The following is a 24,005-nucleotide window of genomic DNA, read 5'->3' on the forward strand; positions in this document are numbered from 1 at the left end:
ATCCACCAGCGTCGGCGCGGGTGAACTTGGGGGCGGGGGTATCCATGTCGTTCATTCGTTCGTCGAAGCCACCGGGCCGGAAGCGGCGGCGGATGTGGCCGTCGGGCTCGCGCCCGAGCGGGCCTGAAGCCGGCGCGCGTCCCACCCGCCGCCCACGGCCTTGGTGAGCGCCACGCTGGCGGCGTATTGGCGGCCCTGCAACTGGAGCGCCGTGCGCTCGTTGTTCAATGCGAGCGCCTGCGCGGTGATGACCGCGAGATAAGGCGCGGTGCCGGCGCGGTATTGGCTCAGGGTGACGCGCTCGGCATTGCGCGCGGAGCGCACCGCGCCGTCCTGCACGTCGCGCTCCTGCGCGAGCAGGCTGAGCGCGGCGAGGTTGTCCTCGACTTCCTGGAAGCCGGCGAGCACGGTCTTGCGGTACGTCGCGGCGGAGGCATCGAAGACGGCGCGCGCCTGCTCGACCTGCGAGGCGCGCAGGCCGCCGTCGAAGATCGTGCCCGCGAGCGCGGCGCCGAGCGCCCAGACCCGGTCGGGCGTCGAGAACCAGGGCCCGAAGCCCGATCCGCTGTAGCCGCCCGCCGCCGTGAGCGCGAGCGTCGGATAGCGCGCGGCTTGCGCAAGGCCGATCCCCGCATTCGCCGACGCGACGCGGCGCTCGGCGGCGGAAATGTCGGGCCGACGCTCCAGCAGCTCGGAGGGCACCACCGCCGGCACCTGCGGCAGCGTGAGCGCGAAGCTGTCCGGCGCAATCGAGAAGCCGGCCGGCGTCCGCCCCAGCAGCACCGCGATCGCGTGCTCGGCCTGCCGGCGCGCGATTTCGATGTCGATCGCCTGCGCCTGCGTCGATTGCAGTGTGGTGTTCGCGAGCTCGACATCGGCACGCGTGGCAACGCCGCCGCGGTACTGACTCTGCGTGATCTGGAGCGACTTCTGGTAGGCCTCGACCGTGCGCGCGTAGAGCTGCTGCTGGGTGTCGGCCACGCGAAGCAGGATGTAGTCGCTGACGACTTCTGCCTGGATCGCCAGCTCAGCGGCGGCCAGATCGGCTTCGCTCGCCTGGGCGCTGTCGCTCGCACCTTCGATCCCGCGCCGTGCGCGACCCCAGAGGTCGGCCTCCCAGCCGGCCTGCAGCGACCATGCGTGTGAGTTGCCGAGCTTGGGACCGAGCACGGTCTGGCTTTGCCCCCGGTTCACCGAGGCATCGGCCCCCAGTGTCGGGAAGAGCGCCGAGCGGGCGTTCTGTACCAGCGCCTGCGCTTCGCGGTATTGCGCCTCGGCCGCGCGAACGTCCTGATTGGCGCGATTGGCCTCGTCCACGAGGTCATCGAGGCGGCTGTCGCCGAAGGCCGTCCACCACGGCTGGCCGGCATCGATGCGGCCGGGCGCTGCCGCCTTCCAGTCACCGCCTTCCTTGAATGCGGGCGCCGAGACGCCCTCCGGCAACGAGGGGCGCTGGTAGTCGGGTCCGACAGCGCAAGCCGTCAGCGATGCGGCCAGGGCCAGACACAGTATTCGCATGCGGACCACTCTAGGCCGCGGCGCGGCACGCCAGGCTGACAGGGAAATGACAATCCTGTCAGGTCGTGGCTGCTCAGAATTTTTCGTGCGGCAGCAGGTAGCGCCACTGGCTGGGCAGCAGCCCCGCCAGCGGGATGCGGCCGATGCGGATGCGCTTCATCGACTGGATGCGCAGGCCGGCCTGGGTGCACAGGTTGGCGATCTGCCCGGGGTGTGGGCCCTTGATCGCGAAGCGCAGACCGGTGTGGCCTTCGCCGCGCTGGCTGACGCTCACGCGCGCCGGCGAGCGGTCGAAGCAGAGGAGCGTTTCGGGTCCGACGGCGCCTTCGACGTCCACCATGAATTCATGTTCGAGGAGCGCGGCATCCTCATGCAATCGGCGCTCGACGCGCCATTCCTGCGTGAAGACGACGAGGCCGCTCGCACCGGCTTCCAGCGGGGTCATGCAGCGCTGCCCCGCGACATGGCGCGGGAGGAAGCGCAGGCCGGCGCGCTCGGGGGCGTGATGGTTCGCGGCCGCCAGCAGCCGGTGCGCGCTGTCGGTCGACATGCCGGCCGGCTTGTGCAGCAGCAGGGTGACCGGCACCACCGGCTGGGGGCGCGCACCGGGTTCGATCTCCACCCGCTGATGCGGCAGCACGCGCGTCTGCGGGAGCAGTGCGGGCTCGCCGTCGACGCGGACCGCGCCGTTCTCGATCAGCAGCTCGGCCTCGCGCCGTGAGCACCCTGCGAGCGCTGCCACGCGCTTGGCGAGGCGAATGCCTTCTTCCGCATCGGTCACTGCTTGAACCTCATGCCTGCGAGGTCTGCAGGATGCGTTCGACATGCGCCGCGAGCGAACGGGCAGCCACCGGCCACATGCGCTCCGGTACGTCGTCGTAGGCGAGTGGCAGCCAGTCTTCCGGTGTCCCCTCGGGCAGCAGGCGCATCGCGGCGGCGATCCTGGCTTCGCGCCTGAGGCGGTGTGCCTTCAGGTGGGCGAGCGCAGCGCGCGCATTGCCCAGCACGTAGCCGTGCGCGGGCAGGATGAAGTCGATGCCGCCTTGCTCGCACGTCGCGTCGAGCTTGTCGAGCGAGTCGAGGTAGGCATTCATGTTGCCGTCCGGCGGATCGATGACGGTGGTGCTGCCGTTGAGCACATGGTCGCCGGAAAAGAGCAGGCCGTCTTCCTCCAGCACGAGGCAGAGATGGTTGGCCGCGTGGCCCGGCGTGTGGACCGCGCGCAAGGTGTGCGTGTGCGCGCCCGAGCCGAGCACGATCCGTTCGCCATCCGCGAGTTCGCGATCGGGCGTGAAGCGCGCCGACGACCGCGCGGTGGACGCGGACGCCAGTGCCGAGGATCGGCGGAGGCGTCTCGCAGAGCCGCTGCAGCGGCTCTGCGCCGGGCGAATGGTCCGCATGCGAATGCGTGCAGACGATCACGCGGATGTCCCCGCCCGTCGCGCGCCAGAGCCGCTCGATGTGTCCGGCGTCGCTCGGACCTGGGTCGATCACCATGTAACCGGTCGATGCATCGCCCACGATGTAGCTGTTGGTGCCGGGGCCGGTCATCGCGCTCGGATTGGCGGCGGTGAGGCGCTGCACGTTCTGCAGCAGCGGCACCGGCTTTTCGCTCTGCCAGTCGAGCGTGTGCACGAGCTGGCCGTCGGGGCTGACCAGCGCGAGTTCGCCGAAGGCCGATTCGTGCTCCATGTAGCGCGCGTCCTCCCCGCGAAGGAGGCCTGCGCGGGGGCAACTGGTCCACAGCGGACCTTCCCCGCCTTCGCGGTTCGCGCAGGCGTCGAGCACCGCATCCACGTCGGCATAGGTGGCAAGCCGCTCCAGCGTGCGCAGCGTCGGGAAGATCATGAAGAAGCTGCCGGCCTTGTGCCGCGCCAGCGCGTCGGCGGGGCGCACCCAGCAGGGCTCGAACTGCTCGGCCTCGTCGGCGGTCGGTGTCTGGCCCTCGGGCATGCGCGCCACGAGGAAGGGCACGTCGAAGCGCTTGGGAAGGTCGCGGTCGGTGATCCAGTGCGCGAAGGTATAGACCTGATCGGTGCAAAGCATCAGGCCGCGCTCGGCGCATTGTTCGGCGAACGCGACGGTCGTTGCGGCGGTGCTGCGGTCCATGGTGGCGAAGGCGTCGGTGTCGACCGGCCGGCCGTCCGGGTGGCGGGCCAGCAGCACGCCCAGCTCCTCGAAGCTCTCGCGGATCGCGGCGATCGCCTGTGTGAGCTGCGCCCGGCTCTGCGTCTCGCGGCGCGTCGCAATCCGGTGTGCGGTCGCATCCCCCTCGTCGATGCGCCCGCCCGGGAAGACATACGCGCCGGGCGCGAAACTCGCGGTTGCCGATCGGCGGGTCATGAGCACTTCGACGCCCTCGGGCGTGTCGCGCAGCAGGAGCACGGTGGCGGCGGGATGCGGGCGTGCCGGTTCGCGCTGTGGATGGAGCAATTGGGTGGGACGGACCATGATCCGGGGATTATCGGGAGAAGCCCGTCGCCTGTGCTGCGCCGCGATGTGACAGCGCCCCGGCCGCTCCCTAGAATGAAAGCATGAGGTCCGCCAGAGCATGGTTGACGGGACTGGTCCTCTCCGCCTGTGCGGCAGGAGCGGCCCATGCCCAAGCCATGCCTGACGCGCCGCCTGCCTCCACCTCCGGGCCACCCTCTGCCGCGACGCCCGCTGCCGCGAAGCGCGGAACCGTGGTGCTGATGGAACTCGACGGCGCCATCGGCCCCGCGTCGGTCGACTACATCCGGCGCGGACTCAAGCAGGCGGAGAGAGAAGACGCGCGCCTCGTGGTGATCCAGATCGACACCCCGGGCGGGCTCGATGCCTCCATGCGCAGCATCATCAAGGACATCCTCGCGTCGCCGGTGCCGGTGGCGAGCTTCGTCGCACCCAACGGCGCGCGCGCCGCAAGCGCCGGCACCTACATCCTCTATGCGAGCCACATCGCGGCCATGGCGCCCGCCTCCAATCTCGGCGCGGCGACGCCGGTGGCGATCGGCATGCCGAATCCGGCCGCGCCCACCACCAAGCCGGAGTCACCGGCCAAGGGCGAGCCCGAAGGCGACGCGATGACGGCTAAGCGCCTCGCCGATGCCTCCGCCTACATCCGCAGCCTCGCTCAACTGCGCGAACGCAACGCAGAATGGGGAGAAAAAGCGGTGCGTGAATCGGTGAGCCTCTCGGCCCAGGAGGCCAAGGAGAAGAACGTCATCGACTTCGTGGCGCGCGATGTGCCCGACCTGCTGATGCAGGCCAACGGACGCGAGGTGCGCACCGTCCACGGCAAGGTCCAGCTCGCCACGCAGCGCGCCGAGCTGCTGGTCGTCGATGCGGACTGGCGCACCCGGCTGCTGTCGGTGATCACCGAGCCCAGTCTGGCGCTGATCCTGCTCATGATCGGCGTCTACGGCCTCCTGTTCGAATTCTCGAACCCGGGCTTCGTGCTGCCCGGTGTGGCCGGCGCCATCAGCCTCATGCTGGCGCTCTTCGGGCTGCAGATGCTGCCGGTCAACTACGCCGGCCTGGGGCTCATCTTTCTCGGCGTGGCGTTCCTGATCGCCGAGGCCTTCCTGCCGACCTTCGGCGTGCTTGGCGTCGGGGGCATCGTATCCTTCTGCATCGGGGCCGTGCTGCTGATCGACAACGAGGTGCCGGGCTTCGGCGTGCCGCTGTGGCTGATCGGGCTGCTGGCGGTGGGGTCGGCTGCCTTCATCCTCATCGTCGGCGGCATCGCGGCGAAGTCGCGACGACGGCCACTGGCGGTCGGTGTCTCGACACTGGTCGGCGCGACCGGCGAGCTGGTCGAGTTCGCCGACGGCGAAGGCTGGGCGCAGATCCAGGGTGACTATTGGAAGGTGCGCGGCTCCGAAGCCCTGCGGCCCGGACGGCGCATCCGCGTCACGAAGGTCCAGGGCCTCGCGCTGCATGTGACCGACGAGGAAAGCCAGCAAAGCCCCGCGGGGGCGTGAAGCGAGTCAGCCACCATGTTCATCAATTTCAGCCTCGTGCTCATCGCCTTTCTCGTTGTGCTGCTGGCGATGCTCGCCGCCGCGTCGCTTCGCATCCTGCGCGAGTACGAGCGCGGCGTGGTGTTCCAGCTCGGCCGCTTCTGGAAGGTCAAGGGGCCGGGGCTCGTGATCCTCATTCCCGGCATCCAGCAGATGGTGCGCGTGGGGCTGCGCGTGATGGTGCTCGACATCCCGAGCCAGGACCTCATCACGCGCGACAACGTCTCGGTGAAGGTGAACGCGGTGCTGTACTTCCCGCGTGATCGATCCCGAGAAGGCGATCATCCAGGTCGAGAAGTACTTCGAGGCCACCAGCCAGCTCGCGCAGACCACGTTGCGCGCGGTGCTCGGCAAGCACGACCTCGACGACCTGCTCGCGGAGCGCGAGCGGCTCAACCTCGACATCCAGAAGACGCTGGAGGCGCAGACCTTCCAGTGGGGCATCAAGGTCACCAACGTCGAGATCAAGCACGTGGACCTCAACGAGACCATGGTGCGCGCGATCGCGCGACAGGCGGAAGCCGAACGCGAGCGGCGCGCGAAGGTGATCCACGCCGAAGGCGAGCTGCAGGCCTCCGTCAAGCTCGCGGAGGCGGCCGAGATCCTGGGGCGGCATCCGCAGGCGCTTCATCTGCGCTATCTCGAGACGCTCACCGTGATCGCGGCCGACAAGAACTCGACCATCGTGTTCCCGCTGCCGGTGGATGTCATCGGGCCGTTCATGCAGGCCCTGCAGCGCAAGCCGGACGCACCGAAGCCCTGACCAACGCGGCTCAGCGCGCGAACGGGTCCAGCCCCTGCACCAGCCGCATCGCGAGCCGGGGCTGCCTGAGCTGGTCGATCCACCACTGGAGCGCGCGGCCTTCCTGGCCTTCCTGCTCGCCGCGCCACGCCACGTAGAGCGTGTTGGGCTCGCGCGGATTCGCGGTCCTCTTCTCCACCAGCTCGCCGCGCGCGATCAGCGAAGCGGCGCGTTGCCGCGGCAGCCAGCCGACGCCGAGCCCCTCGCGCTGGGCCAGCATCTTCGCGTGCATCGTCGGCACCGCCAGCGTGGCCTGCCCGCCCTGGACGCCGTACGCGCTGCCGCCTGTGCTGCGCGAGGTGTCGGCGACGACGACCGCGCGATGGCTCGCGATCATGTCGCGGCCGATCGGCTCCTTCACCCCGGCGAGCGGATGACGCGGCGACACCGCGAAGACCCATTCCATGACGCCCAGCTCGAACCAGCGCAGCCCCTGGTGCGACGGCGGCTCGTTGGTGGCGCCGACCACCATGTCGGCGCGGCCGTCGCGCAGGGCTTCCCAGGTGCCGCGAAGCACTTCGTGCGTCACGCGCAGCGGCACACCCGAATCGAGCGCATCGAAGGCGGCGATGACCGGCAGCAGCGTCTCGAACTCGATGACCTCGTCGGTCACGATCCAGAGCCGGTCCTCCCAGCCGCTCGCCACCTGCCGCACGCGCTGCGACAGGCGCGAGACATCGAGCGCGAGCCGGGCGGCCTCCTGTGCGAGAAGCTGTCCCGCGGGCGTGAGCTGCAGGCGGTAGCGCCGGCGGTCGAAGAGCAGGGCGTCGAATTTCTCCTCGAGCTGGCGGGCCGCATGCGAGACGGTCGAGGGCGCCTTGCCCAGCCGAGCGGCCGCGCGCGAAAGGCTCCCGCTTTCACGGATCGCCTCCAGCAGCGCGAGTTCGTCGTTGGACAGCATGTTCGGATCCCTTCGGCGAGTTCGGCCGGATGATGGCATGTCGGGCTGAAACGTTCGATGTTTCCGAACATGTCCGTCGCGAAGCCGGTACGTCAAACGTCGTCCGGAAGCCGACCATTCATCCACGGTGATTGCACCGCAACCCAATGGAAACCGAATGGAGAACATCATGGAACGCTTTCAAGACAGGACAGTCCTCGTCACCGGCGGCACGAGCGGCATCGGCCTCGCCGCAGCCAGGGCCTTCATCGCGGAAGGTGCGCGCGTCGTCGTCACCGGCCGCGACGCCGCCGCGCTCGACAAGGCGCAAGCCGAACTCGGCCCGCGCGCCATCGCCGTGCGCAACGATGCGGCTGCACCCGGCGCCGCGAAGGAACTCGCCGCCGCGATCTCGGGTCGCGGCCTGAAGCTCGACGCGGCATTCCTCAATGCCGGCATCGCGAAGTTCGCGGGTCTGTCCGACATCACCGAAGCCCTCTGGGACGAAACCTTCGACATCAACGTCAAGGGTGTCTTCTTCCAGGTGCAGGCGCTCGCGCCGCTGCTCGCGCAGGGTGCGTCGATCGTGATCAACGGCTCGATCAACGCCCATATCGGGATGCCCAACAGCGCGGTCTACGCGGCGAGCAAGGCGGCGGTCGTCTCGCTGGCAAAGACGCTGTCGGCCGAGTTGCTGCCGCAAGGTGCGCGGGTCAATGTCGTGAGTCCCGGGCCGATCCGCACGCCGCTGTACGGCAAGCTCGGGTTCGACGCGAGCGCGCTGGAAACCGTCGCCGCGCAGATCCAGGCGCAAGTCCCGCTCGGCCGCTTCGGCACGCCGGAAGAACTCGCATCGACCGTGCTGCACCTCGCGGCGCCGGAGTCGGCCTTCATCGTCGGCACCGAAGTCATCGTGGATGGAGGCATGAGCCAGCTCTGAGCGCCCGCCGACAAGGGCGGCCCATGGCAAGATGGGCCGCCTTTGTTTCCCCCGGGGTGAATCGCATGCTGGTCAACTGCGTGGTCTACGAAAACGGCAACAAGCTCGCCGACATTCCGGTCTCGAGCATCGGCGACTACCTCACGCTTCCGGGCTGCTTCGTCTGGGTGGCGCTTTACGACGCGACACCCGAGGAGCTGGAAGAGGTGCGGCAGGAGTTCGAGCTGCACCCGCTCGCGGTCGAGGACGCGCAGCACGGCCACCAGCGGCCGAAGGTGGAGGAATACGGCGATTCGCTCTTTGTGGTGATGCACCTGCTGGAGCCCCAGGGCGATGGGCAGTCGACGCTCGGGATTGGCGAGATCGACGTCTTCGTCGGCCAGAACTACGTCGTGTCGGTGCGCAACCGAAGCGAGCACGGCTTCACCGAAGTCCGCGCCCGCTGCGAGCGAGAGCCGGAGCTTCTGAAGAACGGCCCGGGCTTTGTTCTGTATACGCTGATGGATGCGGTGGTCGACCGCTACTTCCCGATCATCGATGCGTTCGAGGTCGAGCTGGAGATGATCGAGGCGCGCATCTTCACCAAGGGCGAGGCGCGCGAGAACGTGCAGCGGCTCTACGAGTTGAAGCAGCGGCTCACCGTGCTCAAGCACGCGGTCGCGCCGCTTCTGGAGGGTGCGGGCAAGCTCTACGGCGGCCGCGTGCCGCAGATCTGCATGGGCTCGCAGGCCTACTTCCGTGATGTGGTGGACCACCTCGGGCGCATCAATGCGTCGACCGACGCGATCCGCGACACCATCGGCACCGCGATCAGCGTGAACCTTTCGATGGTCACGATCGAGGACAACGAGGTCACCAAGCGCCTCGCCGCCTGGGCCGCGATCTTCGCGGTGTGCACCTCGTTCGCGGGCATCTGGGGCATGAACTTCAAGAACATGCCGGAGCTGGAATGGCGCTACGGCTATGTCGTCGCGCTGCTGCTCATCGGCTCGCTCTGCGGCTATCTGTACTACCGCTTCAAGCGCGCCGGCTGGGTTTGAGCCGGCGCGTCGTGCTCAGCGCTGCGGCGTTGGCGGCGGCATGAAGACCAGCCGCCCGTCCGGCGCGCGCCGGCAGGTGCCCTCGAGCGGCTCGCCGTCGCGTCCGGTGAGCTGGACGGCGGCGCCTTCGTGCTGGCCTTCGCAGGCGCGCATGAACTCGGGCGGCGGCGGGCGATGTTCGTGATGATGGGGCGGTGGGGGTGGCGGAGGCGGCGGTGGCGGCATCACGCAGCAGCCCTGCAGCACCGCGGCGAGGCCGAGCAGACTCCAGCCGTAGGGACGAGTCACGGGGGTATTCCTTCCTTCCTGTTGCGGCGGCGATGCTCGCCCGCAACTTCGGAGGAATCTGGGAGTGAAGAACGCGCGGCGCTCAGTCGGCAGGTTCTTCGAACGCGAAGCCGACGCCGTAGACCGAGCGGATCCAGTCGTGCTCCGAACCGGTCGCGGCCAGCTTGCGCCGCAGGTTCTTGACGTGGCTGTCGACGGCGCGCTCGGTCACTTCGGCGGCGTCGTCATAGGCGAGGTCCAGCAACTGCGAGCGCGAGAAGATCCGCCCCGGCTGGCGCGAGAGCGCCTGCAGCAGCCGGAACTCGAGGCGCGTGAGGGTGAGGGGCACGCCATCCAGCGATGCGCGCCACAGCGCGTCGTCCAGCTCCAGGCGGCGCACAGCGGTCGTGGCGGGCGCATCGTGCGCGGCGCTGCGGCGGAGCACGGCGCGCACCCGCGCCACGACCTCGCGCGGAGAGAAGGGCTTGCACACGTAGTCGTCCGCGCCGAGTTCGAGGCCGACCAGGCGGTCGACTTCCTCGATGCGCGCGGTGAGCATGATGACCGGATTCGCGTTGTGCCGGCGCACCTCGCGCAGCACCGCCATGCCGTCCAGGCGCGGCAGCATCACGTCGAGCAGCGTGAGGGCGGGCGGGTCGGCCACCATGCGTTCGAGCGCGGCCTCGCCGTCGGCGGCCCGTTCCGGCGCATAGCCTGCATGGCGCAGGTAGTCCACCAGCACCGAGGCGATGTCGTCTTCGTCTTCGACCACGAGGATGCGCGTCATGCCGCATTCTCCAGCGGCAGGATGACCGTGAGGCGCAATCCGCCGAGCGGCGAGGGCGAGGCTTCGATCGATCCTCCGTGCGCTTCGAAGGTGGCGCGGCAGATCGCGAGCCCGAGTCCGGAGCCGCCGAGTGCGCGGCTGCGCGAGGCTTCGCCGCGGAAGAGTCGCTCGAACAGGCGCGGCATTTCCTCGGGCGGCACGCCGGGCGGGCTGTCGTCGAAGCGAAGGACCAGACGTTCCCTGCCTTCGTCGCTCTCGACTTGCGCATCGATGCGCACCCGGCCGCCGGTGTTGGTGTAGGAGAGCGTGTTCTCGAGCAGATTCATGAACGCCTGGTGCAGCCGGCGCGCGTCGCCGCGCGAGGACGGCGGGTGGCGGCCGGCAGGCGTGTCGAGTGCGGCGGCATCCAGCGAAATCCTTCGTCGGGCGAAGCGTTCGCGGGTCAGCGCGAGCGCCTCTTTCAGGATCGAGAGCGGATAGACCGTGACGAAGAGCGGCGAGCTCTCGCTCTGCTCGCGCATGCTGCTGCGCAGGTCGTCCACCAGTTGCCCCAGCCGCATGACCTGCCGGTGCAGCCGCAGGGCGGTCTTCTGGTCGAAGGTGCGGATGCCGTCCTGCAGCGCTTCGATCTCGGCGCGCATCGCGGCCAGCGGCGTGCGCAGTTCGTGCGCGACGTCGGCCAGCCACTCGCGGCGCGATGCTTCGATGTGGTCGAGGCGCTCGGCCATGTCGTTGAAGGTGCGGCCCAGGAGCGCGAGCTCGTCGCTCCCGCGCACGGACACGCGCGTGTCCAACCGGCCTTGCGCGATGCGTTGCGCGCCCTGCGTCAGCGCGTCGATCGGAGCGAACCAGCGGCGCGCGAGCAGCCACGCGAGCAGCAGCGCGATCGCGAGGCCCGCCACGCCGGTCCAGATGACGAAGCCGGACTGTCGCGCGACGAAGGCGCGGTCGGCGTCGGTTTCCATCCCCTGCAGCGGCGCGAGCACCAGCGTGCCGATCAGGCGGTCCCCCTCGCGCAACGGCAGGCGCGCGGCGGTCGATGGATCGACCTTCGCGCCGACCACCCAGACGTCGTTCGCGTCGAGCAGGCCCAGCCGCCGGTAGACTGAATCGGGATTGCGCAGCAACTCGCCCAGCATGCCGTGCCGCGGCGGGGGCCACAAAGGCCGGGGCGGCGGGAGTTCGGGTGGCCCTGTCGGGCCTGGAGGCGGATTGCCGCCCGACGGGCCGATCTCCCACGACGGCGGGCGGAAATCGCGCGGCGGCCACGGCGGGATGCGGCGCGGTGGCTCGCCGGGCGGGCCGGCGATGGCCGAATCGCGCTCCACCACCCCGAAGGCGTTCATCGGCAGCCGCAGCCATGCGGCTTCGTTGCTGCGCAGGTCATCCCAGTTGCCATTCGTCGCGTGGTGCTTGCGGAGCAGTTCGGCGAACCAGTCCATGCGGCGGATCTCGATCTCGGCCACGTAGGCGCCGAGGCCGCGCTGCAGGCCGAGCCACGAGAAGGTGGTGAAGATGGCCAGCAGCGCCGCGAGCAGCAGCACCAGTGCAAGAAAGATCTTCCGGAAGAGGGTCAGGCGGGGCATGGCGGCGGATGCGGGAGGCGCCGCATTGTGCGGCACGCGCTGCGGGCGGATCGTGCTCAAGCTGCGAGGCCCCGGACCGCACCGGCGCGCTGGCAGCCTCGAAGCTTCATTTGGCGGGGCACTTCTTTTCGTTGCCGGCTGTGGTGAGCGAGGCGTTCGCAGGGCCGGTGGTCATGATCGGCGCCAGCGTCGAAGCGCTGGCCGGCGCCATGCCGTTGGCGCAGGTGAAGCCGGTGGCCACGAACAGGCCGAGCGCGCCGATCGCACCCAGGGCATGGCCAAGGCCAGGGCTGCGGAGAGAGGGCGGGACCATGTTCGTGGCTCCGGAGAGCGCAAGGCGCGGAGCGGAGACTGTGCGCGGCGAAGTGGGAGAAAAGGCGGAGTTCAATGAACGCTCCCGATCGCGTCCTGAAGCGGAAGCCGCAGGGTGATGCCCAGGCTGCCGAGGGGCGAAGGCGCCGAGTAGATGCGGCCCCGGTGCTCGGACACGATCTGCGCGCAGAGGGCGACGCTCGCCATCGTCTCGCCGTCGCCATTCCGCGCCACGGCCCTGGTGGACGCAGCGTCGAAGCAGCGCGCGAGGCGCGGCTCGCCGGCGTCGGGCGCGGCGTCCATGAAATTGACCACCGCATGTGTGCCCTCGACGCGGCCGAGCACGCGCAAGGTGCTTCCGGCCTGCATGGCGCGGCACGCGAAATCGACGATGTGCGCGAAGACCTCCTGCATGCCCGAGCGGTCGAGCAGCACGGGCAGCGGGTCGGTCGGGAGCATCATCTCCAGCGCCATGCCGGCGGAGTGGAGCCGGGCCCGCAGCGATTCCGACATCTGACCCAGCAGCTGGCGGATGTCGGCGTGATGTTGCGGTCGGCGCGCGGCGCGCATGGGCAGGTGCGCGGCTGGCGGCGTGCGCTCACCGGTTCGCTGGGAAAGCGTGCGCCAGAATGCGTAGAGCAGGATGGCGGCGAAGACGGCGATGCTGATCGGGGCTGCGTTCATGCAGTGCGACTGTTGTTGCGATGCGTCGGATTAACGCTTGCCGAAGCCCTTTTCGCAACAACGCCCGGGGCGTATGCCCGGCCTTCAAGATGTCTCCTCGATCCGGATTTATAGATGAGGAGACCGCAGGTTTGTCGGCTCAAGGTCGTTTACGCATCCTGCGCCGCGACCTGCGGCTGGCGGTCGGCCAGCAGAACGCGGTAGATCAGCGCGCCGAGCACCGCGCCTGCCAGCGGCGCAACCCAGAACAGCCAGAGCTGGTCCATCGCCCACTGCGGGGCGAACAGGGCCGGACCCGTGCTGCGCGCCGGGTTGACCGAGGTGTTCGTCACCGGGATCGACACGAGGTGGATCAGCGTGAGGCACAGGCCAATCGCGAGGCCCGCCATGCCAGGGATCGCGCGGCTTGCCGTCGCGCCAAGGATCACGAGCAGGAACACGGCCGTCATGACCACCTCGGTGACCAGCGCCGCCGTCATGCCGTAGTGGCCCGGCGAGTTCTCGCCGAAGCCGTTGGCCGCGAAACCGCCGAGTTCGGCGCCCGGCTTGCCGGAGGCGATGAGATAGAGGATCGCGGCGGCCACGCAGGCGCCCGCCACTTGCGAGATCACGTAGCCCGGCAGGCGGCCGATCGGCATGCGGCCTGCGGCGACCAGACCGAGCGAGACGGCCGGGTTGAAGTGCCCGCCCGAGATCGGCCCGAACGCGTAGGCGCCTGTGACGACGGTCAGCCCGAAGGCGAGCGAAACGCCGAGCAGGCCGATGCCGAGCTCGGGGAAGGCCGCCGCAAGCACTGCGCTGCCGCAGCCGCCGAGGGTCAGCCAGAAGGTGCCGAGGAATTCGGCGGACCAGACTTTGAGATTGCTGTTCATGTGGTGTGTGCTCCCTGAAAAAACGACGGCAATATAAGCAGGCTGCGCGGTGACTCGATGTAACGAAGCGAGCATCTGATGCAAATCTCACGCGCCGTGCGCACGATGAGAAGATTCGTGAACCGATGAGGAAAATTCAATGAAGATTGCGGTAATGGGCGCCGGCGCGGTCGGCTGCTATTACGGCGGCATGCTCGCGCGCGCCGGCCACGCGGTGACGCTGATCGGCAGGCCGCTGCATGTCGAGGCGATCCGCCGCGATGGGCTTTTGCTCGATACGCGGAGCTTCAAGGAGCAGGTCCAGCTCGATGCCAGTACCGAAGTCAGCGCGGTGCGCGGGGCGGATCTGGTCCTCTTCTGCGTCAAGTCCACCGACACCGAGATCGCCGCCGACGAAATGAAGCCGCATCTGAAGCCCGGGGCGGTGGTGCTCACGCTCCAGAACGGCGTCGACAACGCCGAGCGGTTGCAGTCACGTCTGTCGCAGGTGGTCGCGCCCGCCGTCGTGTACGTGGCCACCGAAATGGCCGGCCCCGGCCATGTGAAGCACCACGGGCGCGGCGAGCTGGTCATCGCGCCGACCGCTGCGAGCGATGGCATCGCGAAGACCTTCGCAGAGGCGGGCATCCCGACGCAGGTGTCCGACAACGTGATCGGTGCGCTGTGGATGAAGCTGATCCTGAACTGCGCCTACAACGCGCTGTCGGCGATCTCGCAGCTTCCCTACGGCCGCGTCGTGCCCGGCGAGGGCGTGGAAGGCGTGATGCGCGACGTGGTGCAGGAATGCGTCGCGGTCGCGCAGGCCGGTGGCGTCAGGCTCCCCGGCGATGCATGGCAGGCGGTCGCGGGCCTCGTGCAGACGATGCCGACGCAGTACTCGTCCACCGCGCAGGACCTCGCGCGCGGCAAGCGCACCGAGATCGACCATCTCAACGGCTACGTGATGCGCAAGGGCGAGTCACTCGGCGTGCCGGTGCCGGTCAACCGCACGCTGTTCGCGCTCGTCAAGCTGATCGAGGAGCGCCGGGCGGCAGCCGCCTGAGCCTCGGCATGGCGCGGGCTCGCGATGAATTGCAGTGGGACCACGGGGAGTTCACCGGCGTTCGGGATGAAGGCGGGGTCTTGGGAAGCCATTGCGTGAAGATAATCCAGATCACGACTGCGCTCGACCGGCTCCGTGTCGCGCGCCAGCAGATAATTCCGCGATGCGAATCCGCTTTACCAAGATGCAAGGCGCGGGCAACGACTTCGTCGTGCTGGACGAAACCCGCGGCCCGCTCGGCCTGGGGCCGGCGCAATACCGCTTCCTGGCCGACCGCCATTTCGGCGTCGGCGCCGACCAGATCCTGTCGGTGCGGCCGTCGCCCGGCGAAGGGGTCGATTTCCAGTACGTGATCCACAACGCCGACGGCGGCGAGGTCGAGCAGTGCGGCAACGGCGCGCGCTGCTTCATGCGCTTCGTGCACGAGCACGGCCTCACGCCCAAGCGCGCGGTGCGCGTGCAGACGCTCTCCGGGGTCATCGAGCCGCGCATGGGCGCCGATGGCCGCGTGACCGTGGACATGGGTGCACCGATCTTCGAGCCCGCGCGCGTTCCCTTCGACATGGCGGGGCTCACCCCGTTGCACGAGAACGGCTGGCACAGGTGGCATCTGGCGCTGGGCACGCATGCCGACAGCGCGATCGTCTCGGTCGCGGTGCTGTCGATGGGCAATCCGCATGCGGTGCAGGTGGTCGACAACGTCGACACGGCGCCGGTGGCCGTGCAAGGGCCGCTGATCGAACACCATCCGCGTTTTCCCCAGCGGGTCAACGCCGGCTTCATGCAGGTGGTCGACCGTTCGCACGTGCGGCTGCGCGTCTTCGAGCGCGGCGCCGGCGAAACCCTGGCCTGCGGCACCGGCGCCTGCGCGGCGGTGGTGGCCGGCATCCGGCTCGGCCTGCTGGCGTCGCGCGTGGACGTCGAGACGCACGGCGGCGTGCTCACCATCGAATGGGCCGGCGACGGCGCGCCGGTCCTCATGACCGGGCCGGCCGTGACCGTATTTGAAGGCGACATCGAAGTGCCGGAGCTGCCATGAAGAACATCAACCAAGACGTCATGAACCCGATCACCGAAGACGACATCGCCAACTACCTGTCGAACACCCCGGACTTCTTCGAGCGCCACGCGCAGCTGCTCGGACAGGTGCAGCTCACCAGCCCGCACGGCAACCGCGCGGTCAGCCTGCAGGAGCGGCAGGCCGAGATGCTGCGCGAGAAGATCAAGGCGCTGGAACACCGCATCATGGACATGGTGCGCCACGGCACCGAGAACGGCGTGACGGCCGACCGGCTCCAGCGCTGGACGCGCGCGCTGCTGACCACGCGCGATCCGCGCCAGCTTCCGATGGAGATCGCTTTGCAATTGCAAAGCCTCTTCCTGGTGCCGCAGGCCGCCATCAAGGTCTGGGATTGCGACAGCGCCTACTTCGACGAGCCCTACACGCAATCGGTGAGCGATGACGTGAAGACGCTCGTCACCTCGCTGACGGCGCCGTACTGCGGGCTGAATTCCGGTTTCGAGGCGGCCACGTGGCTGGCCGAGCCGCAGGCCGCCGTCTCGATCGCGCTGATCCCGCTGCGGGACTCGCCCGAGTTGCCGGCCTTCGGCCTGCTGGTGCTCGCCTCGCCCGATGCGCAGCGCTACAACGCCGAGATGGGCACCGAGTTCCTGGAGCGCATCGCCGAGCTCGCCTCGAGCGCGCTCTCGCGGCTGCGGTCTTGAGTCGCGCGCTCCGGCGCGGCCTGTGGGGCGCGCTCCTGGTCTTCCTGCTGGGCTACGTCTCCATCTCGGTCACGGTCTGGCGGCACGCGCGCGAGGTGCTCGCGCATCCACCGCAGCGCGCGGCGGACGTGGCGCTGGTGCTCGGCAACCGGGCCTATCGCGACGGCAAGCCCAATCCCTGCCTGACCGGCCGTGTCGATGCCGGCATCGCGCTCGCAAAGGAAGGGCTCGTGCGGAAGCTCGTCTTCAGCGGCGGGGTGGACAGCGAGGATGGCCGCATCGAAGCCGAGGTGATGGAGCAGCACGCCCGTTCGGCCGGCTACGCTGGGCCGCTGCTGCTGGAGCCGCGCTCGCAGACCACGCGCGAGAACCTCTCGATGTCCAGCCCGCTGATGCAGGCGGCGGGGGTGCAGAGCGTGATCGTCGTCTCCGAGCCCTATCATCTCTGGCGGATCGAGCGCCTCGTGCGCGCATCCGGTTTCGACCGGATGTTCGACGTCCAGTACGCCGCCGCGTCCACCTCTTGCTGGCAGCGCTGGGGCATGGTGTTCAAGGGCGCATTGCGCGAGCCCTTCGCGATCGTCAAGAATTCCGGGAATTTTTAGCTCGCCCCCAGGCTTGCCCACTTCGTGTGGCCGCCGACCCCCGGCCGGGGGCAACACCGGCGGCCCGGCGGAGCCGGTTCCGCGGTGTTTCTGGAAGGAGAAACGTGTCCCAGTTGATCGAGCGCTATCTTGAGTACGTGCGTGTCGAGCGCCGGCTTGCCGCGCGCACGGTGGAGCTCTACAGCATCCACTTGAAGGCGCTCGCGGAGAAGGCGGATGCGGCCGGGGTCGCGCTCGACAAGGTCCAGACCGTGCACGTGCGGCGCTGGATGGCGCAGCTCCACAGCGCCGGGCGCGAGTCGCGCGGCATTGCGCTGGTGCTCTCGTGCTGGCGCAGCTTCTATCGGTGGCTCGGCCATGAGGGGCTGGTGGGATCGAATCCGGTGCAGGATGTCCACGCGCCGAAAGCGGACCGGCCGCTGCCGAAGGCGCTCGCGGTCGACGACGCCGTCCAGCTCGCGGAACTCCATGACGCGGAAGCCGACCCCTGGGCCGAAGCGCGCGACCGCGCCATCGTCGAGCTTCTCTACGGCTGCGGCCTGCGGGTCAGCGAACTGACCGGACTGGACGTGCGGCCCAGTCCCGCGGCGCGCGGCTGGGTCGACCTCGAATCGGCCGAAGCCAATGTGTTCGGCAAGGGCAGCAAGCGCCGCCTCGTGCCTGTCGGCAGCAAGGCTGCAGAAGCGCTTCGCGCATGGCTCGCCGTGCGGGACGACTGTCCGGCCAACGAAGCGGCGCGCCTGTGCAATCCCGAAAGCGCGGCTGCCCTCTTCATCGGCCGCAACGGCCTGCGTTTCTCGGCGCAGTCGGTCTGGAAGCAGCTGCGCCAGCGCAGCCTGAAAGCCGGCCTCGCCGTGCCGGTGCATCCCCACATGCTCCGGCATTCCTTCGCGAGCCACGTGCTGCAATCGAGCAGCGATCTGCGCGCGGTGCAGGAACTGCTCGGGCACGCGAACATCTCCACCACCCAGGTCTACACGCGGCTGGATTTCCAGCATCTCGCGCGGGCCTATGACGCCGCCCACCCCAGGGCGCGCGCCCGCGACGAGCGCAAGCCGTCCGCGGACGAAAGAAAGATCAAGAACGGCAAGCCATGAAAGTCCTCCGTCTCCGACCCGGCAAGGAGCGCTCGCTGCAGCGGCGCCATCCGTGGGTGTTCGAATCCGCCATCGCCAAGGGCGGTGGCGATGCGGGCGAAACCGTGCGCATCGAATCCAGCGACGGCAAGTTCCTCGCCTGGGCGGCGTTCAGTCCAGACTCCAAGATCCGCGCCCGGGCCTGGAGCTTCGATGAGAAGCAGCGCATCGATGCCGCGTTCTTTGGCGCACGGGTTGCGAGCGCGGTTGAGGCACGGAGCCTTTTCGATCTGCGAAGCGACGGCGTGCGCCTCGTCCATGGCGAGGCCGACGGGCTGCCGGGGCTGATCGTCGACCGCTACGGCGACACGCTGGTGGCGCAGTTTCTCTCCACCGGCGTGGAGCGCTGGAAGGGTGTCCTGGCGGATGCCCTGCTCGCGGCCACCGGCCTGGGGAAGCTCTACGAGCGCTCCGACGCCAGCGGCCGCGAGCGCGAAGGACTCGCGCCGGTCACCGGCTGGCTGCGCGGCAGCGGCGAAACCGAGCTCACGATCCGCGAGCACGAGTGGCGCCTCAGCCTCGACATCGCGACCGGCCACAAGACCGGCTTCTACCTGGACCAGCGCGACAGCCGCAGGCGCTTCGCCGAGCTGGCGGCGAGACGCCGGTTCAGGCGCGTGCTCAACTGCTTCTGCTACACGGGCGGCTTCACGGTCGCCGCGCTGGCGGGGCTGAAGGCGGCGGGCGCTGTCTCCGGGGCCGAGCTGATCTCGATCGATTCGTCGCTTCCGGCGCTCGAACGGGCGCGGGCGCACCTGGTCCTCAACGGATTCGACGACGCGCAGGCGCAGTTCCTCGATGCCGACGTCAATGCCTCGCTGCGCCGCTTCGTGGACGAAGGCCGGACTTTCGATGCCATCGTGCTCGACCCGCCCAAGTTCGCGCCGACCGTCGCCCATGCCGAGCGGGCCGCGCGCGCCTACAAGGACCTCAACCGCCAGGCCTTCAAGCTGCTCGCGCGGGGCGGGCATCTGCTGACCTTCTCGTGCTCCGGCGGCATCGGGGCCGATCTGTTCCACAAGATCGTGGCGTCGGCGGGCATCGATGCGGGCGTGGACGGCTACATCACCGAGCGGCTCGGCGCCGCGCCCGACCATCCCATGACCATCGAATTCCCGGAAGGCGAATACTTGAAAGGCCTGGTGGTCGTGCGCAAATAACGCTTGACCCTAGCGAAGCGGGGCCGGCCGGCCGTCGCTAAACTTTCCGTTTTTCACAACCACCAGCTTCGCCACACGTCTGAAACTGGCCCGACCCAGGCCAGGGCACCCGCGGAACCGGCTCTGCCGGGCCGCCGGGTGCGCCCCCGGAGAGGGGGTGCAGAGCCACACGAAGTGGGCGAGGCTGGGGGAGATTCATACCTATGGCCCTCATTCCCGCCACCATCCTCACCGGCTTTCTCGGCTCCGGAAAGACCACGCTGCTCAAGCGCATCCTGACCGAGGCGCACGGCCAGAAGATCGCCGTCATCGAGAACGAGTTCGGCGAGGAGAACATCGACAACGACATCCTCGTGACCGAGTCCAAGGAGCAGATCGTCCAGATGAGCAACGGTTGCATCTGTTGCACCATCCGCGAGGATCTGCGGGAAGCGCTGCAGTTGCTGGCCGCCAAGAAGCGCAAGGGCCTGCTCGACTTCGATCGCGTCGTGATCGAGACCACCGGCCTCGCCGATCCGGGCCCGGTGGCGCAGACCTTCTTCATGGACGACGAGATCGCCGAGAGCTATCTGCTGGATTCGATCCTGACGCTGGTGGACGCCAAGCACGCACCCCAGCAGCTCAACGACCGCCAGGAGGCGCGCAGGCAGGTGGGCTTTGCCGACCAGATCTTCATCAGCAAGACCGACCTGGTCGCGGCCGAGGAAACGGATGCGTTGATCCACCGCCTCAAGCACATGAACCCGCGCGCGCCGCAGCAGAAGGTGCATTTCGGCGAGGTGCCGCTCAAGGATGTGTTCGACCTGCGCGGCTTCAACCTCAATGCCAAGCTGGACATCGATCCGGACTTCCTCAAGGAAGAGGACGAGCACGACCATGACCACGCGCACGGCGAGCACTGCGACCACCCCTCGCACCAGCACGGCGGTCACGGGCACCACCATCACCACGACGACGACGTGAAGAGCTTCGTCTATCGCGCCGATCGGCCGTTCGACCCGGCGCGGCTGGAGGACTTCCTCGGCGCGGTGGTCAATATCTACGGCCCGCGCATGCTGCGCTACAAGGGCGTGCTCGACATGCAGGGCACCGAGCGCAAGGTGATTTTCCAGGGCGTGCACCAGCTCATGGGCAGCGATCTCGGCCCCGCCTGGGGGCCCGACGAGAAGCGCAGCAGCCGCATGGTCTTCATCGGCATCGACCTGCCGCGCGAGATCCTGGAGCAGGGGCTGGACCAGTGTCTGGTCTGAGGTCGGCGCCAGGCCGCCCCAAGCCGGTCTGCGGCCCCCTTGGGGGCAGTGACGACACGCAACGCGACGCGTGGGGGCTGTCCCACCGGCCGGCTCCACTTCTCTATACAATCGCGCGCCTGTTCCGGGAGCCACCCCGTCCTTTTTTTAGGGCGGTGTGTGACTTCCGGGATAAGACTGCGTGCGTTTCTGGGTCGTTTTCAGGGGTATAACCCTTGGGTTCGCCGTAGGCGAGCACCCGTGAAATCCACGCGGGAGACATCCATTGAATGTGCGTTCGAGTTCGTCGAAGGAGCCAGTCACTGTGAAGAAACCTGTCGCCAAAGCCAAGCCAGCGTCGAAGCCGGCCGTCAAGAAGACGGCGGTTGCCGAGCAGGCTGTGCCCGCAGCGAAGAAGGTTTCAGTTGCAAAGCCCGCCCAGCCCGCCGCCGCATCAACGGCCTCCGCCACGAGCAAGGTCAAGGCGGCGACTGCCGGCGCCTCGTCCTCCAAACCGGCCGGTTTCCACCCCGCGCCATCTGCACCACCGACTCCCATGAAAAAAACGGCTGCCGCCTCCGAATCCTCTACCGCCACGGTGACTCCCGCCGGGACCGCCGCCTCCGTGCCCGCCCGCAGCGCGCGTCCGTCGTCCCGGCTGTCGCAGGTGACCGTGCCCTCCATGCCGCAGGCGGTCGCGTCGACTGCCGCGAAATCCAGCTTCGTGCAAACCTCGTCCAACCCGCTCGTCCCGCCGCCGCCGGTCGCGATCAAGAAGGACCCCAAGCTCGCGAACAACTGGAAGGCCAAGTCCGCCGAAGAACTGACGGACGCCGAAGTCATCGCGATGCCCGACTCCGAATACATGAACGAAAAGCAGATGGCGTTCTTCCGCCTGAAGCTTCTGGAACTCAAGCGCGGCATCCTCGAAAACGCCGGCGAGACGACCGAGCACCTGCGTGAGGACACCGTGGTCGTGCCCGATCCGGCCGATCGCGCGACCATCGAGGAAGAGCACGCGCTCGAACTGCGCACGCGCGACCGCGAGCGCAAGCTCCTCAAGAAGATCGAGCAGTCGATCCAGCGCATCGACGCCGGCGACTATGGCTACTGCGACGAAACCGGCGAACCCATCGGCGTCGGCCGCCTGCTGGCCCGCCCGACCGCCACGCTGTCCCTCGAGGCGCAGCAGCGCCGCGAGCTCAAGCAGAAGATGTTCGGGGACTGATCCCGCGGGAGCCGGACGGAGACGAAGCGCATGGGCAAGGAAGAAACCGGCCGCCTGCTGTCGAAGGTCGCGAAGTTCGTTCGCAATCCGCTGAAGGACTGGTCGGAGCTCGACGCCGACGATTCCTCGTCGCTCGAGAACGGCTACAGCCGTGAAATGCTCAAGGAGATGATCGAGCGGCGGCAGCGCAACGATTTCGTGCGCCGCCGCGAGTTCGACATGCTGCGCAAGCTACGGCAGCGCGAGGCCGCCGGCGGCCGTGATGCGGCGGTGACGCCGTCCGCCTTCAATGTCAGCAGCACCTCGGGCAAGTCCGAGGGCAGGGCGCTCACGCTCAAGAAGATCGACGAGATCGAAGAGCAGATGTCGCAGCAGTGGTGGAAGGCCCGCAACGCGCGGTCCGAGGAAAAGGCCGAGGGGGCGCCAGCCGAACCGATGGCCGTCCAGCACTCGCGCGCCTACGCCGATACCGTGCCCGGTGTGCCGCAGGGTGGCACCGGCGCGCAGCTTCCTGCTGCCGATGCGCCCACGCACGATGGCAGCCTCGAGGAGGCATGCATCCGTTTCGCCCACGGCGACGACGCCGGCACCGAAGCGATCCTTCTCCAGGCGCTGGCGCCCGACAGTCCCTCGGGGGTCACGACGACACCTGGCGCGCGCTGCTTGATTTCTATCGCGCCACCGGCGACGCCGAGAAATTCGTTGCCGCGAGCACCCGCTATGCGCAGCGCATGAAGCGCACGCCGCCCGACTGGATCTCGTTCCGCGCGCTGGCGAATTCCGTCCGTGCGGCATCAGCGCCCCTGACGCCGCCGGGTACGCCTCAGGCGGGCGGGGCGGACTGGACGAGCCCGCCGCGTCTCACGCGCGAGGCCCTGATCGGCCTCACGCGCGCCCTCGGCGCGGCCGGACCTTCGTGGAAACTCGACTGGACCGCTCTCGACACCATCGAGGCCGACGCCGCGGGGCCGTTGCGCGCCTTGCTCAATCACTGGGCGGATTCGACGGTCCAGCTGCGCTTTGCGGGGGCGGACCAGTTGTTGCTGGTCCTGGCCGAGGCGACGCCGGCCAATGAACGCAATGTCGACGCGGTCTGGTGGCAACTTCACATGGCTGCGCTGCGCGTGATGCACCGGGCCGACGAGTTCGAACTCCTGGCGCTCAACTACTGCATCACCTATGAAGTGTCGCCGCCGCCCTGGGAGGACCCCAAAGGCAGCTATTTGCCGCTCGATCTCCCGAGAGCCACCAAGCCCGGCAGCTTCTCCGGCGGTGCGCCGCAGGCAGGCAGCGCGACCCTGAGCGGTGAGCTGGCCGGCGAGTCTCTTTCCACCTGGCAGCGGCTCGATGGCGAACTCGGCGAAACGGCCGCGCCGGACATTTCCTGTGCCGCCCTCGTCCGCATGGACTTCGCCGCTGCGGGTTCGCTTCTCAACTGGGTCACGGCGCGGCATGCCCGCGGGCAGCGCGTCCAGTTCACCGACGCGCATCGCCTGGTCGCGGCGTTCTTCGGCGTGATCGGCATCGCCGACCAGGCGGCCGTGAAGACCCGGGACTGAACCTGGCTGCTCCGATCGCCCCCTGCCCGGGGGTGGGCGTCCACTCGCAGAGCGGCAGGCGTGAGGGCGACCAAAGATAATGTCGCATGGAACAATTTCACGGAACCACGATCATCAGCGTGCGTCGCAAGACCGCTGATGGCGACCAGGTGGCCATCGGCGGTGATGGCCAGGTGACCCTCGGCAACATCGTCATCAAGGGCAGCGCGCGCAAGGTGCGCCGGCTCTATCACGGCAAGGTGCTGGCCGGCTTCGCCGGCGCGACCGCCGACGCATTCACCCTGTTCGAGCGCTTCGAGGCCAAGCTCGAGAAGCACCAGGGCCATCTGACGCGCGCCGCCATCGAACTCACCAAGGACTGGCGCACCGACCGCGTCCTGCGCCGGCTCGAGGCGATGCTGGCGGTGGCCGATGCAACCACCTCGCTGATCATCACCGGCAACGGTGACGTGCTGGAGCCCGAGAACGGCATCGTCGCGATCGGTTCCGGCGGCGCCTACGCGCAGGCCGCGGCCAAGGCCCTGGTCGACAGTACCGATCTGACTGCCGAGCAGATCGTCCGCAAGTCGCTGGAGATCGCGGGCGAACTCTGCATCTACACCAATATGCACCACACAGTCGAAAGTCTGTGA

The 24,005-nt window shown here is 68.6% G+C and carries 23 protein-coding genes and 2 pseudogenes; 15 read left to right on the forward strand and 10 right to left on the reverse strand.

The window, feature by feature from the left end; genetic code table 11:
• Positions 1-51: 51 nt before the first annotated feature.
• The 3 genes and pseudogenes from ACQ858_RS01790 to ACQ858_RS01800 all read right to left on the reverse strand — a co-directional run bounded on the left by ACQ858_RS01790 (position 52) and on the right by ACQ858_RS01800 (position 3,969).
• Positions 52-1,518: an efflux transporter outer membrane subunit gene (locus tag ACQ858_RS01790; RefSeq protein WP_431275151.1), complete on the reverse strand. Its 1,467-nt coding sequence runs from the start codon at positions 1,516-1,518 to the stop codon at positions 52-54.
• A gap of 73 nt (positions 1,519-1,591) precedes the next feature.
• Entirely contained in the window at positions 1,592-2,299 is a 708-nt protein-coding gene (locus ACQ858_RS01795) for an RNA pseudouridine synthase (RefSeq protein ID WP_431275152.1), read from the reverse strand.
• 10 nt (positions 2,300-2,309) lie between these two features.
• Positions 2,310-3,969: pseudogene (locus ACQ858_RS01800) on the reverse strand (MBL fold metallo-hydrolase).
• 158 nt (positions 3,970-4,127) lie between these two features.
• Here ACQ858_RS01800 and ACQ858_RS01805 point away from each other — a divergent pair.
• Together ACQ858_RS01805 and ACQ858_RS01810 are read left to right on the forward strand one after the other, a co-directional pair.
• Positions 4,128-5,480 carry an NfeD family protein gene (locus tag ACQ858_RS01805; RefSeq protein ID WP_431275153.1) on the forward strand — a complete coding sequence of 451 codons (1,353 nt, stop codon included), beginning with the start codon at positions 4,128-4,130 and terminating at the stop codon, positions 5,478-5,480.
• Between the two features lie 15 nt (positions 5,481-5,495).
• Positions 5,496-6,282 (forward strand): annotated as a pseudogene (locus tag ACQ858_RS01810) (slipin family protein).
• A gap of 10 nt (positions 6,283-6,292) precedes the next feature.
• Here the strand turns inward: ACQ858_RS01810 and ACQ858_RS01815 are convergent.
• Positions 6,293-7,222 (reverse strand): LysR family transcriptional regulator, encoded by a 930-nt coding sequence (locus ACQ858_RS01815; RefSeq protein WP_431275154.1) that lies wholly within the window; start codon positions 7,220-7,222, stop codon positions 6,293-6,295.
• 169 nt (positions 7,223-7,391) lie between these two features.
• Between ACQ858_RS01815 and ACQ858_RS01820 the strand changes: the two genes are divergently transcribed.
• Together ACQ858_RS01820 and corA are read left to right on the forward strand one after the other, a co-directional pair.
• Entirely contained in the window at positions 7,392-8,141 is a 750-nt protein-coding gene (locus tag ACQ858_RS01820; RefSeq protein ID WP_431275155.1) for an SDR family oxidoreductase, read from the forward strand.
• A gap of 65 nt (positions 8,142-8,206) precedes the next feature.
• Positions 8,207-9,181: a magnesium/cobalt transporter CorA gene (corA, locus tag ACQ858_RS01825; protein WP_431275156.1), complete on the forward strand. Its 975-nt coding sequence runs from the start codon at positions 8,207-8,209 to the stop codon at positions 9,179-9,181.
• Between the two features lie 15 nt (positions 9,182-9,196).
• Here corA and ACQ858_RS01830 read toward each other — a convergent pair whose 3' ends face one another.
• From ACQ858_RS01830 to aqpZ, 6 genes are all read right to left on the reverse strand, one after another.
• Positions 9,197-9,469, reverse strand: coding sequence for a hypothetical protein (locus tag ACQ858_RS01830; RefSeq protein ID WP_431275157.1), 273 nt, complete (start codon positions 9,467-9,469; stop codon positions 9,197-9,199).
• Positions 9,470-9,551: 82 nt separating this feature from the next.
• Positions 9,552-10,235, reverse strand: a complete 684-nt coding sequence (locus ACQ858_RS01835) for a response regulator (protein ID WP_431275158.1) — start codon at positions 10,233-10,235, stop codon at positions 9,552-9,554.
• Complete coding sequence (locus ACQ858_RS01840; protein ID WP_431275159.1) at positions 10,232-11,821, reverse strand: ATP-binding protein; 1,590 nt, start codon at positions 11,819-11,821, stop codon at positions 10,232-10,234. Before ACQ858_RS01840 ends, ACQ858_RS01835 begins: the two co-directional genes overlap by 4 nt.
• 106 nt (positions 11,822-11,927) lie before the next feature.
• Complete coding sequence (locus ACQ858_RS01845; protein WP_431275160.1) at positions 11,928-12,134, reverse strand: hypothetical protein; 207 nt, start codon at positions 12,132-12,134, stop codon at positions 11,928-11,930.
• 71 nt (positions 12,135-12,205) lie between these two features.
• Positions 12,206-12,817, reverse strand: a complete 612-nt coding sequence (locus ACQ858_RS01850; protein WP_431275161.1) for an ATP-binding protein — start codon at positions 12,815-12,817, stop codon at positions 12,206-12,208.
• A 149-nt stretch (positions 12,818-12,966) separates the two neighbouring features.
• Positions 12,967-13,689, reverse strand: a complete 723-nt coding sequence (aqpZ, locus tag ACQ858_RS01855; RefSeq protein ID WP_431275162.1) for an aquaporin Z — start codon at positions 13,687-13,689, stop codon at positions 12,967-12,969.
• Between the two features lie 139 nt (positions 13,690-13,828).
• Between aqpZ and ACQ858_RS01860 the strand changes: the two genes are divergently transcribed.
• The 11 genes from ACQ858_RS01860 (at position 13,829) to hslV (ending at position 24,005) form a co-directional block, all read left to right on the forward strand.
• Entirely contained in the window at positions 13,829-14,731 is a 903-nt protein-coding gene (locus tag ACQ858_RS01860) for a ketopantoate reductase family protein (protein ID WP_431275163.1), read from the forward strand.
• 163 nt (positions 14,732-14,894) lie between these two features.
• Entirely contained in the window at positions 14,895-15,770 is an 876-nt protein-coding gene (dapF, locus tag ACQ858_RS01865) for a diaminopimelate epimerase (RefSeq protein ID WP_431275164.1), read from the forward strand.
• Complete coding sequence (locus ACQ858_RS01870; RefSeq protein WP_431275165.1) at positions 15,767-16,456, forward strand: DUF484 family protein; 690 nt, start codon at positions 15,767-15,769, stop codon at positions 16,454-16,456. Before dapF ends, ACQ858_RS01870 begins: the two co-directional genes overlap by 4 nt.
• Entirely contained in the window at positions 16,453-17,061 is a 609-nt protein-coding gene (locus tag ACQ858_RS01875) for a YdcF family protein (protein WP_431275166.1), read from the forward strand. Before ACQ858_RS01870 ends, ACQ858_RS01875 begins: the two co-directional genes overlap by 4 nt.
• 104 nt (positions 17,062-17,165) lie before the next feature.
• Positions 17,166-18,158, forward strand: coding sequence for a tyrosine recombinase XerC (locus tag ACQ858_RS01880; RefSeq protein ID WP_431275167.1), 993 nt, complete (start codon positions 17,166-17,168; stop codon positions 18,156-18,158).
• Positions 18,155-19,357 (forward strand): class I SAM-dependent rRNA methyltransferase, encoded by a 1,203-nt coding sequence (locus ACQ858_RS01885; RefSeq protein ID WP_431275168.1) that lies wholly within the window; start codon positions 18,155-18,157, stop codon positions 19,355-19,357. The genes ACQ858_RS01880 and ACQ858_RS01885 overlap by 4 nt, the downstream gene beginning before the upstream one ends.
• Before the next feature lie 203 nt (positions 19,358-19,560).
• Positions 19,561-20,607 carry a CobW family GTP-binding protein gene (locus ACQ858_RS01890; RefSeq protein ID WP_431275169.1) on the forward strand — a complete coding sequence of 349 codons (1,047 nt, stop codon included), beginning with the start codon at positions 19,561-19,563 and terminating at the stop codon, positions 20,605-20,607.
• Positions 20,608-21,142: 535 nt separating this feature from the next.
• Complete coding sequence (gene dksA / locus ACQ858_RS01895) at positions 21,143-21,814, forward strand: RNA polymerase-binding protein DksA (protein WP_431275170.1); 672 nt, start codon at positions 21,143-21,145, stop codon at positions 21,812-21,814.
• Positions 21,815-21,844: 30 nt separating this feature from the next.
• Entirely contained in the window at positions 21,845-22,549 is a 705-nt protein-coding gene (locus ACQ858_RS01900; RefSeq protein ID WP_431275171.1) for a hypothetical protein, read from the forward strand.
• The gene (locus tag ACQ858_RS01905; protein WP_431275172.1) at positions 22,546-23,373 is read left to right on the forward strand and encodes an STAS domain-containing protein; all 828 of its coding nucleotides are present in this window, start codon (positions 22,546-22,548) and stop codon (positions 23,371-23,373) included. Before ACQ858_RS01900 ends, ACQ858_RS01905 begins: the two co-directional genes overlap by 4 nt.
• Positions 23,374-23,459: 86 nt before the next feature.
• Complete coding sequence (gene hslV, locus ACQ858_RS01910; RefSeq protein ID WP_431275173.1) at positions 23,460-24,005, forward strand: ATP-dependent protease subunit HslV; 546 nt, start codon at positions 23,460-23,462, stop codon at positions 24,003-24,005.

The organism is Variovorax ureilyticus (assembly GCF_050632185.1).
Taxonomy (GTDB): domain Bacteria; phylum Pseudomonadota; class Gammaproteobacteria; order Burkholderiales; family Burkholderiaceae_C; genus Variovorax; species Variovorax ureilyticus_A.